General features: G+C 41.6%; 17 protein-coding genes. 10 read left to right on the top strand and 7 right to left on the bottom strand.

Annotated elements, in window-relative coordinates; all coding sequences use genetic code 11:
- The first annotated feature begins 38 nt into the window (after positions 1–38).
- The 8 genes from BUA53_RS07750 to BUA53_RS07715 all read left to right on the top strand — a co-directional run bounded on the left by BUA53_RS07750 (position 39) and on the right by BUA53_RS07715 (position 6,755).
- Complete coding sequence (locus BUA53_RS07750; protein WP_217652955.1) at positions 39–779, top strand: uracil-DNA glycosylase family protein; 741 nt, start codon at positions 39–41, stop codon at positions 777–779.
- Positions 780–890: 111 nt separating this feature from the next.
- Positions 891–2,303 (top strand): MATE family efflux transporter, encoded by a 1,413-nt coding sequence (locus tag BUA53_RS07745; protein WP_084079889.1) that lies wholly within the window; start codon positions 891–893, stop codon positions 2,301–2,303.
- 303 nt (positions 2,304–2,606) lie between these two features.
- Positions 2,607–3,179: a dihydrofolate reductase family protein gene (locus BUA53_RS07740; RefSeq protein ID WP_072834791.1), complete on the top strand. Its 573-nt coding sequence runs from the start codon at positions 2,607–2,609 to the stop codon at positions 3,177–3,179.
- 66 nt (positions 3,180–3,245) lie between these two features.
- Positions 3,246–3,596: an MmcQ/YjbR family DNA-binding protein gene (locus tag BUA53_RS07735; RefSeq protein ID WP_072834790.1), complete on the top strand. Its 351-nt coding sequence runs from the start codon at positions 3,246–3,248 to the stop codon at positions 3,594–3,596.
- A 126-nt stretch (positions 3,597–3,722) separates the two neighbouring features.
- The gene (locus BUA53_RS07730; RefSeq protein WP_072834789.1) at positions 3,723–4,175 is read left to right on the top strand and encodes a DUF1801 domain-containing protein; all 453 of its coding nucleotides are present in this window, start codon (positions 3,723–3,725) and stop codon (positions 4,173–4,175) included.
- Positions 4,176–4,294: 119 nt separating this feature from the next.
- Complete coding sequence (locus BUA53_RS07725; RefSeq protein WP_072834788.1) at positions 4,295–5,335, top strand: AI-2E family transporter; 1,041 nt, start codon at positions 4,295–4,297, stop codon at positions 5,333–5,335.
- Between the two features lie 151 nt (positions 5,336–5,486).
- Positions 5,487–6,230, top strand: coding sequence for a murein L,D-transpeptidase catalytic domain family protein (locus BUA53_RS07720; protein WP_139256370.1), 744 nt, complete (start codon positions 5,487–5,489; stop codon positions 6,228–6,230).
- Positions 6,231–6,470: 240 nt separating this feature from the next.
- A complete protein-coding gene (locus BUA53_RS07715) occupies positions 6,471–6,755 on the top strand; it encodes a hypothetical protein (protein ID WP_072834786.1) in 285 nt (94 codons plus the stop codon).
- 66 nt (positions 6,756–6,821) lie between these two features.
- Here BUA53_RS07715 and BUA53_RS07710 read toward each other — a convergent pair whose 3' ends face one another.
- Positions 6,822–7,475 (bottom strand): hypothetical protein, encoded by a 654-nt coding sequence (locus BUA53_RS07710; protein WP_139256369.1) that lies wholly within the window; start codon positions 7,473–7,475, stop codon positions 6,822–6,824.
- 99 nt (positions 7,476–7,574) lie between these two features.
- Entirely contained in the window at positions 7,575–9,059 is a 1,485-nt protein-coding gene (rpoN, locus tag BUA53_RS07705) for an RNA polymerase factor sigma-54 (protein ID WP_072834925.1), read from the bottom strand.
- Between the two features lie 78 nt (positions 9,060–9,137).
- Between rpoN and BUA53_RS07700 the strand changes: the two genes are divergently transcribed.
- Positions 9,138–9,419, top strand: coding sequence for a hypothetical protein (locus tag BUA53_RS07700; RefSeq protein ID WP_072834784.1), 282 nt, complete (start codon positions 9,138–9,140; stop codon positions 9,417–9,419).
- Between the two features lie 57 nt (positions 9,420–9,476).
- Here BUA53_RS07700 and BUA53_RS07695 read toward each other — a convergent pair whose 3' ends face one another.
- The 5 genes from BUA53_RS07695 to BUA53_RS07675 all read right to left on the bottom strand — a co-directional run bounded on the left by BUA53_RS07695 (position 9,477) and on the right by BUA53_RS07675 (position 12,894).
- Complete coding sequence (locus BUA53_RS07695) at positions 9,477–10,694, bottom strand: DegT/DnrJ/EryC1/StrS family aminotransferase (RefSeq protein ID WP_072834783.1); 1,218 nt, start codon at positions 10,692–10,694, stop codon at positions 9,477–9,479.
- Between the two features lie 155 nt (positions 10,695–10,849).
- Positions 10,850–11,440 carry a carboxymuconolactone decarboxylase family protein gene (locus tag BUA53_RS07690; protein WP_072834782.1) on the bottom strand — a complete coding sequence of 197 codons (591 nt, stop codon included), beginning with the start codon at positions 11,438–11,440 and terminating at the stop codon, positions 10,850–10,852.
- Positions 11,441–11,522: 82 nt separating this feature from the next.
- On the bottom strand, positions 11,523–12,077 hold the full coding sequence (locus BUA53_RS07685; RefSeq protein WP_072834781.1) for a peroxiredoxin: 555 nt from the start codon (positions 12,075–12,077) through the stop codon (positions 11,523–11,525).
- A 335-nt stretch (positions 12,078–12,412) separates the two neighbouring features.
- The gene (locus tag BUA53_RS07680; protein WP_217652954.1) at positions 12,413–12,607 is read right to left on the bottom strand and encodes a hypothetical protein; all 195 of its coding nucleotides are present in this window, start codon (positions 12,605–12,607) and stop codon (positions 12,413–12,415) included.
- Positions 12,604–12,894, bottom strand: coding sequence for a hypothetical protein (locus BUA53_RS07675; RefSeq protein ID WP_072834780.1), 291 nt, complete (start codon positions 12,892–12,894; stop codon positions 12,604–12,606). The genes BUA53_RS07680 and BUA53_RS07675 overlap by 4 nt, the downstream gene beginning before the upstream one ends.
- A gap of 251 nt (positions 12,895–13,145) precedes the next feature.
- On the opposite strand from BUA53_RS07675, the gene BUA53_RS07670 reads away from it, so the two are divergent.
- Complete coding sequence (locus BUA53_RS07670; protein WP_072834779.1) at positions 13,146–13,646, top strand: hypothetical protein; 501 nt, start codon at positions 13,146–13,148, stop codon at positions 13,644–13,646.
- Positions 13,647–13,657 lie beyond the last annotated feature (11 nt).

The raw sequence follows: 13,657 nt of genomic DNA, 5'->3' as shown, positions 1-13,657 counted from the left end.
CTTTTTAATAAAAGCAATTCTTCCATTGTACTATAGTTTTGCAGTCAATCTTCTTGCCACCAGGTAAAACTGATGAGCATGAAACTATTACAAAAATGAATGACGAGAATACCTGGGCTCAACACCTAATAAACTATTATAAAGCATTACAGCCACCAGTAGAACTTCCCAACAATGTGGAGTGGCTATACCCCCAGCAAAATCCTGAAGTGATCTCTATCGTGGAAACATTTTGCAATAAGTTTTATGACGACAGTAATGAAAGAACATTGTTGCTGGGGATTAACCCCGGAAGGTTTGGAGCGGGTATCACAGGCGTAAACTTTACTGCTTCGAAAGAGCTGGAAGAATACTGTGACATAGACCATCCTTTTAAGAAAAGATCGGAACTATCCGCCGAGTTTATTTATAAAGTGATCAATGCCTATGGTGGCGTGAAACCATTTTATGCAAAATTCTTTATTGGGTCTGTATGTCCGCTTGGATTTATTAAGGGTGGAAAGAACATCAACTATTATGATGACAAGGACCTGGTGAAAGCTGTTCAGCCTTTTATTACACGTAATATGGAACGATTTCTATCCTATAAGGTGAACAGGAAAAGAGTGATCTGTATAGGAGGTGAAAAAAATTACAAGTACCTATTAGCGTTGAATGAAAAACACAAATGGTTCAAAACCATTGAAATTGTACCTCATCCCCGGTTCATCATGCAATACAGGCGCAAATACCTTGATGAATATATTAGCCAATACCTTGAGGTTTTGAAAAAGAAATAATAGTTTTGAGCCATCTTAAAGGCCGCATATGAAGTTCTGACGATTCTCCCAGTTAGTTTATCCGGAAGCAATTGCCTTCCTATTATTTACCAGTAAACTTCAATCCTGATCATGCCAGGCCAATCAACCACAACTATTTCACGGGTATATACTCTTATTGTTAGCGCTCTTAAAGGGGACCAACAGGATTACACAAAAGGAAGTCTGCGCAAGGCTATTCTCCTGCTTTCCATTCCCATGATACTGGAAATGGCTATGGAAAGTGTATTTGCTTTGGTGGACCTGTTCTTTGTCAGTAAGCTGGGCAAGCATGCTGTTTCCACTGTTGGACTTACGGAATCTGTGCTGACGATCATCTACTCTATTGCCGTAGGCATGAGTATGGCAGCTACAGCCATCGTAGCACGCAGGATAGGTGAGAAAAATCCTGAAGGCGCTGCCAGGGCAGCTATGCAGGCCTTGCTGGTAGCTGTTGTAACTATCCTAATCATTAGTGCTTTTGGAATGATCTACGCCCGCGACATACTGCGACTGATGGGTGCAGAGGATATGACCCTTCAAATGGGTGTTCATTATACCAGGACCATGATGGGCAGTAGCGTTGTCATTATGTTGCTGTTCCTAATCAATGGTATATTCAGGGGTGCCGGAGATGCTTCCATAGCCATGAAAAGCCTGTGGCTGGCTAATATCTGCAATATCATTCTTTGCCCCTTGCTGATCAACGGGCTGGGTCCGGTGCCGGCCTATGGTCTCACAGGAGCAGCAATGGCTACCACCATTGGCAGGAGCATAGGTGTATGTTACCAGCTCTACCATCTTTTTAATGGTTCCAGCCTGGTAAAGCTTTCACGCCATGCCATCAAAGCAGAATGGGATGTGATCAAATCGGTAGTGAAGATAGCCTGGCCTGCTACCTTGCAATTCATCATTGCTTCCTGCAGCTGGATCTTCCTGGCAGAACTGGTAGCAGAAACAGGGCATAGTGCTGCGTCGGCAGGTTACCAGACAGCCTTGCGTATCATCATGTTCTTTTTGCTGCCCGCCTGGGGAGCCAGTAACGCTGCAGCTACATTAGTAGGTCAAAACCTGGGTGCCCGGGATCCGCAGCGGGCAGAAAAAGCAGTGATCAAGACCGCGAAATATAATGCCGCTTTTATGGGCATGGTCTCCCTGCTCTTTTTGTTTGCCGCTGAACCGATCGTTTCCTTATTCGCCCTGCAAACAGAGGTAGCGCAAATAGCCACGAGGGCTTTGCGCATCATCAGCACCGGTTATATTTTTTATGGTGTGGGCATGGTGATGATCAATGCTTTTAATGGTGCCGGGGATACCAGGACACCAACATTGATCAATGTCTTTTGTTTCTGGCTGTTCCAGATACCACTGGCCTACCTGCTGGCCAAATATTTTAAGCTGGGATCGACAGGCGTGTTCATTGCCATACCGGTGGCAGAAACTCTTATTACTGTTACTGCCGTTGTGTTGTTTAAGAAGGGACGGTGGAAGAAGGTGATGGTGTAGAACTGGGATTGGGAGGAAGGAATAGGATTTAAGAGGAGTGTTACAATTTTAATGACATAGTGCGCATTTAGTATACTGGATTGATTTGATGTAATCTGTAATAGCAAATCGTAAAGTTGCCCGGTTACCACCACTAACCTTCCTAAATAGGGGCAGAAGAATAAGTTCAAAGTTTTATTTCTATTTTGCTGAGAATATTTGCAAACCTGGCCTTGATCAATAGTCCATCGACAAGTCATTCAGGGTAATGGATATTGTTACAAGACAGGAGTAAACAATACATAGAATTAAAAAACAAAACCAATGAGGAAAATAATTTCATTTATGCACATATCGCTTGACGGATTTGTAGCAGGACCGAATGGAGAAATGGACTGGATTAAAGTGGATGAAGAACTCTTTGATCATGTCGGAAAGCGGATAGGCGAAGGCGACACTGCATTATATGGACGGGTAACATACCAGATGATGGAAAGTTACTGGCCTTCAGCAGGGTCAGAACCGGATGCGAGCAAGCATGATATTGAACATTCAAAATGGTATAACCAGGTTCACAAGCTGGTTTTATCCAAAACGTTGAAAGAAGCTGATTTGAATAACACCACAGTTATCAGTGACAACCTTTCGGACAGAATAAATGAAATCAGACAACAGGAAGGCAGTGACATCCTGCTTTTTGGTAGTCCCACAGCAACGCATTCCCTTATACAACTGAAGCTGATTGATGGCTACTGGCTATTTGTTAATCCAATTATCCTGGGCCAGGGCATTCCATTGTTTGTAGACATCAAGGAAAAAATAAAACTCAAGCTATTGACCACCCGGCAGTTTACTTCGGGGGTAACTGAACTGAATTATATAGTGGACAGGCCATAAGAGTGAATGTAAATTCCCATTAGGACTATACCTTGAAGGCACCCCTTATAATATATTAGTTTGGCAATGGTATCAATTGAAACTTTCAGAAGCCTGGCGCTTTCGTTTCCTGAAACAAAAGAAGAGCTTCATTTTCAAAAAGCTTCTTTCAGGGTAAAGAATAAAATATTTGCCACCTATGATGCTTTACAGAAAAGGGCTTGCATTAAACTATCAGCAATAGACCAAAATGTTTTTTCGTGTGTCGATAAGTCCATCATTTTTCCGGTTGATAATAAATGGGGTAAGCAAGGTTGGACAATTATTGAAATGACGAAAGTGAGGAAAAACCTGTTTATTGATGCGCTGACAACTGCTTATTGCGAGGTTGCCCCCAAGAAACTAGCAGACACAGTTAGAGCAAAGGGAAGCGAATAGAAAAAAGCACAGGTAACAAGGTACACGCAACCTGGTCAACCAGGCTAATTCAATACTTGTAATTCTATTAAGGAAGCTGCGGTAAATTAAACCGGGTATAAACAGCATCACGAAATTTGACTTTATATGAACGTACAGGAGCAAATCACAGATTATATTACCTGCCTGCCTGAACCAAAACGCAGTGACATGAAAGAGTTGCACAGACTCCTGCTTAAAGTGCTGCCCGGAGGTAAATTGTGGTTCGATAAGGGTAAGAACAATGAAAATAAAACAATCAATAACCCTACAATTGGATATGGGGCTTACACAATAAAATATGCCAATGGAAAAACCAGGGAATTTTTTCAAATTGGTATCAGTGCAAATAAAACCGGGATCTCTGTATATATCCTTGGTATAAGTGATAAGACATACTTAGCACAAACATTTGGGAAACAACTTGGAAAGGCGAATGTGAGCGGATATTGCATTAGATTCAAAACGCTTAAAGAGATAAACATTGACATACTTGAAATAGCAGCACGATATGGTGTTTTCAGTTCTTCGGTGAGTAGTACTACAACCAAAAGTGATTAAACAACATTTGACTGAAAAACCCTGGCAATGCTAAGTGGCTGAATGGTTACTTACACATCTTTACATTAAAGTTCCTGTTACATATTTCTGCTCATCCTTTAGTAATTTGCTTAAAGTATATGAACAGGAGCACTATAGATACCAACTTACTGCGGCAGATCATTTTTATTGCAGTTATAATTTTCCTGGGTATCGTCCTGTTCAACCAGCTTTGGTTCTTTTTACCTGCATTCCTGGGGGCTGTAACATTTTATGTATTGATGCGCGAACGTATGTTTTACCTCACGGAAGTAAAGGGATGGGGCTACGGAAGTGCAGCCTGGGTATTGATGCTGCTTTCGTTTTTTGTTATTTTATTACCTACAGGCTTGCTGGGTAATATCCTTTATTCCAAAATCAGTTACGTGGTTACACACTCCAGCGAAACGCTGAACTCACTGAAAAGGGCTGCGGACCAGGTAAGTAAAAAGATCGGGTACGAGATCATCAACCCTAATGCCATTAATAAAATAGGTACATACATCACAGAACTGCTGCCTAAAGCTCTGGGTGTTACACTGAATACATTGATGCTGATAGCCAGTATGTACTTCATACTTTATTTTATGCTGGTCAACGGAAGGAAAATGGAAAACTCCCTGTACGAGTACATTCCATTAGCTGACGATAACGTAGGGCGTATAGGGGCGGAAGTGAAAGTAATGGTAGTTTCCAATGCCATAGGTATTCCCCTGATAGCATTGATACAGGGTGTGGTAGCGCTGATCGGCTACCTGATCATAGGGATTAATGAACCTTTTCTATGGTTTGCGGCCACCAGCATTGCTGCCATGATGCCAGTAGTGGGTGCAGCCCTCATCTATGCGCCACTAACCATCATGCTTTTTGCCCAGGGAGAAACTGGAAAGGGGATAGCTATGGGCATATGGGGTTTTGGCCTGGTGGGCCTTGTAGACAACCTTTTCCGTTTTTTGCTTAATAAATGGCTGGGAGATATCCATCCGCTGATCACCATCTTTGGAGTGCTCGTTGGAGTTCAGCTTTTTGGTTTTATAGGGTTGATATTCGGTCCATTACTTATATCAATGTTCATTCTTTTGCTCCGTATTTATTCTTCTGAATTCATTGTTAAGAAAAGGGATATTAACAGGGTGAAATGATTTTCTCGTAAAAACTCTTAGTACTTTTATCCCAATCCCGAGAAAAGTACCCAATTCCTAAATTATTCTTAGGAACTGCTTGCAAGTGTGATAGTTACATAATATTTTCACACCCAGTGGCGTTCCAATAACCACGAAAAACCCCAGGAGAGTGAGAAAGTTTTATTTGCCATTATCCATGTTATGCCTTCTTGCCACCTTTTTACTGCTTCCCGTAGTAAAAGCAGGTAGTAATAAAAATTTAAAGGCTACATCTTTTCGCCCGGAACGCACAGCAATTTCTACTGCCTTGTCTGCAGAAGCTGTTGCCTCATCCATTTATGATAGTTTGAACCTTGACCACCTTGGCCTTACCAAAGAAGCTTTGCTTTATGCCTATGAAGGACAGCAAAAGCTGGAGGAAAAAGGTGAAGTAGGAAACCCTGACATCTTAACGGTATGCGATTTTAGCCAGCCCTCTGATCAAAAGCGCATGTATGTGATCGATGTAAAGAACCTTAAAGTTTTGATTCATACCTATGTGGCACACGGCAGGAATTCAGGTTTGGAATATGCAGAACGTTTTTCCAACAGGCCCGAATCGCTGCAAAGCAGCCTGGGATTTTATGTAACCAAGAATACTTATTTCGGTAAGCATGGCCTTTCCTTAAGGCTGGAAGGACTGGAAAAAGGTTTTAATGATAAAGCGGAAGCCAGGGCCGTTGTAGTCCATGGTGCTCCTTATATCGGGGATCAACGCCTGGGAAGCCGTTATATGGGAAGAAGCTGGGGATGCCCTGCTGTTCCACAACAAATAGCTTCAGAAGTGATCAACACGATCAAAAACGGAACTACCTTGTTTATCTATCACCCATCTCAGAAGTATCTGCACGGATCCACTGTACTAAATGGCTGATTTGGACGCAAACAAGGATGGATGATAAAAGCCCCAACCGTACCCTATGGTTGGGCTTTTTCTTTTATATAATCTTTCAATTACCACCCTTTCTTCCCCATGCCATTTTTATTTGGAGATCTCTCTGATTAGATGTAGCTTTTACATTCCCCGCTTCCTCCAATCTTTCCCTTTTTCGAGAAGACCATTTTTACTCTGACCTGTGTTGGCTATATTTTTTAACCTTAAAATGTACAAACAATGCTAGTCATTGCACATCACAACATCAGCGATCCTGTTGCATTCTGGAGCAGAGCAAAAGAAGTAACTGAAAATCTGCCCGGTAATTTAAAAGTACAAAGCGTCTTTCCTTCTAAGGATGGTAAAACCGGTACCTGTATCTGGGAAGCCGATTCTGCACAGGATGTCCAGCAATTCCTGGATAAGAATGCCGGGGAATTTGCTAAAAACTTCTGCTACGAAGTGAATATGGAACAAGCCATGGGGCTGCCTAAAATGCAATTAGCAGATACCCTGCACGGTTAAATTCAACCTCTTAATGTAAAAAGCAGGCATTTGTCTGCTTTTTTATTAGATGTAGATAAGCTAAAGCTAAATGAATAGATAAGCCACCAGTTGAGCAAGAATGCCAATAAACAACCCGGTGTATACTTCAACAGGTATGTGTTCATTATTGATCATCCTGGCCGTACAAACCAGTCCTGCCAATAAAAGAGCAATAGATATATAGGCACCAATGTTATCTCCTGAAAGAAAACCCATAATAACAAACAGCGCACTGACAACTCCTACAGAAATGGCATGCATGCTCACTTTCATATAGCTGTTTACAATAAGTCCAAGGCTGGAGGCAAGGAAAACGGCAAGGCTGAACATCACAACCTCTTTTGGAAAAGCCTGGGTCCTGAATACGTACCAAATCCAGAAATAAAATATCCCAGTGGCCACATAGGGAATGATCCTGTCCCGCTGCGTTTTTAAATAAATGGAACTAATAAAACCCAGCCCCTTTGTCAATAGTATCGTTACCAGCGGAAGAACGGTATAATTAACCGTGAAGGAGATTAAAAGCTTTGTCTTGTCCCATTCAGTGAATTGCGGGAAGATCCTAAGGATATAAATAAAGAAATACCCAATGTATACGGGGATAAACAATGGATGGAAAACATAGGAAACTACTTTAGCAGCAATCTTTATTATGGGGTGAAAAGAAATATTTTGTCCGTCAGCTTCGGTTGACATCATTTTGCAAACATACGGGAAGCAGTAATGCCCTTCCCTGTTTTAAGAAATCCTTTTTAGTCCTACCCCCGGGGGTATGGTTATGAATTACATTGACCGCTTTTACAGCTCTTTTCGCAGCCTGGCCACCGGAATATTCAACTGTTCCCTGTACTTAGCCACCGTCCGGCGGGCAATATTATAGCCCTTTTCCTGCAACATTTCGGTCAGGCGTTCATCACTCAATGGCTTTTTCTTATGTTCATTTTCTATAAGGTCACTCAGTATTTTTTTCACCTCGCGTGTAGACACTTCTTCGCCTGTATCCGTTGTCAACGACTCACTGAAGAAGAATTTTAACCTGTAGGTTCCAAATTCAGTCTGCACAAACTTACTGTTGGCCACCCGGCTTACAGTGGATATATCCAGCCCGGTTCTTTCAGCAATATCTTTCAGGATCATTGGTTTAAGGGTGGTCTCATCTCCTGTAAGGAAAAACTCATGCTGGTGGTTCATTATCGCTGTCATGGTACTGATCAGTGTATGTTGCCTTTGCTTAATGGCGTCAATGAACCATTTAGCTGCATCTATCTTTTGCTTGATAAACAGTACCGCTTCTTTTTGGCGGCGATCCTTTTTCGCTCCCCTGTCATATTCTTTCAGCATATCGCGGTAGCCTTCGCTGATGCGTAACTCAGGAGCATTCTTTGAATTAAGGGTAAGCTCGAGCTTGTTACCGGCATTGGTAATAAAGAAATCAGGAACCACATAGTTCTCTGCCTTATTCATTTCACCCATGTTGCCACCTGGCTTTGGATTCAGCCTGGTGATCTGTATCATCACTTCCTTTAATTCCTCGTCACTCAGATTCAGTCCCCTTTGTATCTTTTCGTAATGCTTCTTGGTGAACTCATCAAAATAACGGGTTACAGCCATAATGGCGACATCCACTTCCTTACCCTCGGCTTTTTGCCTGATTAACTGTAAGAGGAGACATTCCTGTAAGTTGCGGGCACATACACCCGGAGGGTCAAATTGCTGAATGCGTTTGATCAACCCTTCCACTTCTGCATCTGAGGTCACTATATTTTGGCGAAAAGCCAGGTCATCCACAATGGCAGAAGTTTCCCTTCTCAGGTATCCATCTTCATCAATGCTACCAATGATCTGCTCAGTGATGCGAAATTCCCTTTCATCCAGGTTGAGCATCCCGAGCTGGGCCTCCAGCACTTCATAAAAGCTGGTCTCTACCTTATAGGGCATGGTGGTCTTTTCTTCCTGCTCACCATAATTATCATCTCTCATCTTATAATCTGCTATATCATCATCTCCTTCCTGCACATAATCCGAGATATCAATATTCTCATATTGTTCCTCATTAGACGATTCTTCATATTCTTCTTCCGGCGACTCCTTGAACTCATCCTGTGCATCTTCAAAGTCATCATGGGCTTCGTCAGATAATTCCAATGCCGGGTTCTCTTCCAATTCCTCCTTTATTCTTTCGTCAAGTATAGCGGTAGGCACCTGCAGCAGCTTCATTAACTGGATCTGCTGGGGTGATAGCTTTTGTAATAGTTTCTGTTGTAAACTTTGGCTAATGCTCATTATCAGTTTCGTCTGTGGCAAAAAAAATTTGCCGGGTTCACAAAAATCAAGCCGTAAATTTACTGCAAATAACAATCCATGGCCCGGATAGTAATTGTTTTGTTGGTGCTAATGGTGTTAAAATCCACCAAATCCGCTTCCCAAGCGGTTTCCAGGGGATATATGGATACGTGTGATAAAAAAATATCATTAAAAGTATTGCCCCCAAACTTCTACACAAACCATCTCTCTTTCTTTTGTAAAAAAGAATTACAGGTACAAAAATTTACTGCCATGCCTGTCTTCTTCAGGCTGGGTTCCAAAGAATATGTTGACCGCCTTGAAAGAAAACCTAATAGCGGTTACCAGGGAAAGCAATAAAAAAAGCTGTATCACTACAGCTTTATAACTAGGTAACCTATTATCGGTCTATAATAATCAGGCTTTCTCAAGGTTCTTTTTAAGTGCATCTTTTAGCGCCTCCAGCATCTTTATTCCTTTTTCTTTCACCTGCTCTTCTGTCCATAATAAGCTGATGGAAGTAGATATACAACGATTCATCACCGCGTCGCTTAAAGAAAAATCCTTTAGAGCCAGGTGTTCCAATGCAGCTACCTGGTCTTTATGCAAACGGTTAAGTGAAGTAGCGCTTTTCAAATGGTCCCATTTACGGATGTAGTGCCAGTTATTATCGAACCAGTAAAAATTCCCTCCTAATATGCCCCTGGCCTTGAATTCATTTACTACAGCGCGGGTCAATTCTTCATTTGGCAGGAACCAGCTGATAAAGGTGCAGCTATCACCTTCTGGATCTGGTACTGCACGGAAGGAGACTTCCGGAACCTGGGAAAGAATTTCTTTAAGGGCAGCATGATTTCTTTTCTGTATGGCCAGGAACTCATCAACTCTTCTTACCTGCGCCAGTCCAACAGCTGCATGCAATTCTGAAATACGATAGTTATAGCCTAGAAAAGGATGAAGGTCTGCGCCCCGGTCAACACCTTTATGATCATGTCCATGATCGGTATACCCATCACAGTTGTTGTAAACTTCTTTATTGTTTGTAAGCACCACACCCCCTTCTCCACAAGTCATTGTTTTGACGAAGTCAAAAGAAAATGTGCCGGCATCTCCAATAGTGCCCAGGCTTTTTCCCTTGTAGGTACCACCTATACTCTGGCAGGCATCTTCAAGTAATAATAAATTATGCTCTTTACAAATGGCCTGCAGTGCATCCAGGTCAGCCATGCTGCCACACATATGTACAGGCATGATGCATTTGGTCCTTTCAGTGATAGCATGACGAACCGCTTCAGGACTGAGTGTTAGTGTTTCATCAATATCAACCAGCACCGGTATGGCACCTACACTTAATACAGCCTCGAAAGAAGCAACAAAGGTGAAGGCAGGCATGATTACCTCATCGCCAGCTCCTACGCCAAGGGCTGCAAGCGCAGTGGTCAATGCAGCTGTACCGCTGGATAGCAACTGTGCGTACTTGCTGCCAAACCTGGAGCATAGGGCTGCCTCCAGTTCCTTAGCTTTCCACATTCCTTTGCGCGCCCCATCAAAGCCATAGCGCATTAATATTCCCGTTTCCAATACATCGTTCACTTCTTTTCTTTCTGCATCACTCCACAATTCAAATCCAGGCATATTTTCAGTTTATAGTTTTATACAATTGTTGAACCCAATGATTGATTTTTATATTCCAATATTGAGTGGTCAAAGATACTAAGACTGCCCACTCATAAAAAAAGCTATAAAGTTTATACTTTATAGCTTTTAACAGATCAGTTAGGCTACCAGGATTAAAGCAATACAGCAAGGCTTTTGATCACCGCTGTCAGCCTGATGGCATCGTGTATCCTTTGTTTGGCAGTACCATGCCCTATCAATGTTTTTTCGTGAGAAGTAACACAAAGTTCACAGCCATTCAAGGCACTAACAGCCAGGCTCACCAGTTCAAAAAATTCTTTTCCTAATAAAGGATTAGCCATTATACTCATTCTAATGCCTGCCTGAGTGTTGTTGTAAAACTCATCGTGCATGAAATGGCGAAAGCGATAATATACATTGTTTGCATTGAGCAAACTGGTGCAACTGATTATTTCAGCCAATTCTTTATCAGAAGCCCCTTCCTTTTCTGCAAAAGCACCAAAAGCTTTTTGCAATACTTCATTCTTCTCATTTACGGCAACAGCATAGGCAAGGAGATAAGCTTCCTTTTTTGTAAACGTGCCTGCATTCAGTGAATTGGTCACATTGATCTTAAGGTCCTTTAAATACCTCGAATCAGTTTGCGCCAGCACACGCAACTGGCCGGTTATATTTTCCTCTGTTAACCCTATCTCTGTTAATAAAGCCAGCGCATTATCTGTAGTTGATGCTATTCCAAACATTTTCTTCCTTTTATGATTGATAAAAAAAGAACGTCACGGTGCAGTATTGAAAATCTTCCAGTCTACACCATGACGTTAGTTATTAAGCTACCAGGGTAGCTTCACCTTTCTGCCAGTTACAAGGACAAAGTTCGTCTGTTTGTAAAGCATCCAGTACACGTAATACTTCTTTTACGTTACGTCCAACATTAAGGTCGTAAAGAGAAACCCAACGAATGATACCTTGAGGATCTACAATGAACGTAGCCCTGTAAGCTATCTTCTCTTCTGTTTCAAGTATACCCAGTTCATTGGCCAGTGACTTGCTGGTATCTGCAAGCATAGGAAACTTCAGGTTGCGCAGGTCTTCATGATCTCTTCTCCAAGCAGCATGTACAAATTCACTATCTGTTGATGCACCGATCAATACCGCCTCACGGTCTTCAAAATCCTGGAAATGGTTATTGAACTCAGCGATCTCTGTAGGACATACAAAAGTGAAATCTTTTGGCCACCAGAACATCACCATCCATTTACCACTGTTTTTGATCTCTTCATAGGACAGGTCATAAAATTCCTTTCCTTTTTCAATAGATACTACAGCCTTTTTATTAAACTCCGGGAAGGCCGACCCAATCGATAATACTACATTCTTCATATTCTTAGTTTCTTTTTTCGAGTGGCAAATGTCGGCAGAAATGCTTATCGATGAAATCGATTTTTATGATGTTATCATAGACGGTGCCTATATTAAAGGGGAAATCATTAGATAAAGCAACCTACTGTGGAGATATTAACAGTTCCATAAGATGGTGGCCAGGGGTAAAGAGAGGTTAAGAATTATATTAAAGCCAATACAGCCTTCAAAGTCAATACTCAAATGAAATGTTCAAGGTATTGCCGTAGTAAACTATCTACTAAGTTTATCTATCATATCTCCAAGGTCACTGATGCCCAAAGTGAACCAGAGAATTATTATGAACAGAATGATCTTTACAAGGAAAGGAATTGCGGTTCCAAATAGCCTTTGTAAAAAAATAGCTGCAGGCGGAAAGTAAAGCATAGAAAGGATGAGGAATACAATACCGGGAACAGGGTGAACCAGGAATAATTCAATACACCTATAGTGGCTACTATCGCCCATGCTATCAAGCTTCCCATGGATAGTAAAATGGTTTGCGTTCTCATGATCCTGCAAATGGTGATCCGAAAATACCTACAGCCAGTTCAATCCATATGATTAAAAGCGCAAGCAGTATGACTCCACATATGGCAAGCCTGGTCTTTATATTTTTAACCTTCCTCATTACCAGTTCACATAAAAGACCTGTACCAAGTAATAGCACACCTGCCACCATAAAATCAGAAACCGACCAATTGACTTCATTGGTGAATTGCATGGCTATGAACGGAATCAGCAACAGGATGGCTATTGTTAGTACAATGCCAGCCAATCTTTTGTTTTGTGTAAGCATATTTTAATTTTTTAATGATAATAAGCCTAAGGCTTAAAAGTACTTTGTAACACAAAGCTAATAGATACACTTTGTATTACAAAGTAAAATGGAAAATATCTTTGCTATTTACATATCTGGGCACTGTACAAGGACAAATAGCTTTCAAATTTCACTTTATATACATTACCCGAACTTGCATTTAATTTGTTCAACAGCTATCTTTCGACACAAGCTTATAAAAAGTAAATACAACCCAGGTCATTTATATCATGGCAGAATCTACCCTGGATATTGAACAGGACTTTTTAGTAAAAGACTCCAAAACCACCAATTACATTATAGGGGTTGCCCTGCTTGCCGTTTTTGTTGTGTCTATGAGTTATGGGGATTATGGTTGGTCCAATTACCTCACGGCTATTTGCCTGTTCCTGGTCCCCGGCGCGGTAGCCATTGCCAAAGGCCAGCGCAATACAATCATCATCAGGATCAATAAAACAGGATTCTTTTATGCAGGCAAGCTTATAACAGGCTGGAAATTATTTTATAATGCCACTGTGCAGGAAAAAACAGCTACAGGTAGCTACCAGGATAATTTTGTGCTGGTCTTCAGGTACTATTCCGCAGATCATGCTTTGATCTACACACTGAACATCCCCCTAACCAATACACAGGATAAATCAGAAGAAGAAATCATAGAAGCGATCAATTTCTTTTGCCATGAAGGCAGGCAGGTAACTCCTGATCAAACAATTACGCAGCAACAAGGATAAGGGCCAAGCTG

This window comes from Flavisolibacter ginsengisoli DSM 18119, assembly GCF_900129295.1.
Lineage (GTDB): Bacteria > Bacteroidota > Bacteroidia > Chitinophagales > Chitinophagaceae > Flavisolibacter > Flavisolibacter ginsengisoli.
The sequence above is the reverse complement of the archived record's forward strand: the minus strand, read 5'-3'. Positions and strand labels throughout refer to the sequence as shown.